This window comes from Alkanindiges hydrocarboniclasticus (genome assembly GCF_001982605.1).
In the GTDB taxonomy this organism is placed as follows: Bacteria; Pseudomonadota; Gammaproteobacteria; order Pseudomonadales; family Moraxellaceae; genus Alkanindiges; species Alkanindiges hydrocarboniclasticus.
Map to the genome: position 1 here is coordinate 1 of NZ_MLCN01000061.1, position 401 is coordinate 401.

At 46.1% G+C, this 401-nt stretch carries 1 protein-coding gene; it reads left to right on the forward strand.

The window, feature by feature from the left end; genetic code table 11:
• Window positions 1-401: hypothetical protein (locus tag BKE30_RS16095; RefSeq protein ID WP_406564691.1), on the forward strand; the 401-nt coding region annotated here is incomplete at both ends.

Genomic DNA, 401 nt, shown 5'->3' on the forward strand with positions numbered 1-401 from the left:
GATGAAGGCGTTGACGATTTAATGCAGGCCAGACAGATGAGCCGGGAACTGGCTCTAAAGCAGGTTAAATCCCAGTACACAGGCGCCAATAGTCGGGACAGTTTGCAAACTAAACGCGATAAATATCAGGCTGTTTATTTGTCCTTTGACCGTTGCATTGAAATTCCATCTACAGAATTTGGTATTAAGGCCTATCGCAGCCACTGGGCAGAACTTATGAGTGCTGATCCGAGCGCTGAAGTGATATTTGGCTTAGGCCATGTGCATCGTCAACCGAGTGATCCTGTACTACAAAATCAAAAGCCTGGGGCGGCATGGACTGAAATTGTCGAAGCAATTGAGATACTGACACCACAACAGCAAAGTTCTAATCATCAAAGTCTCATAGCTGCCTTAAGCCC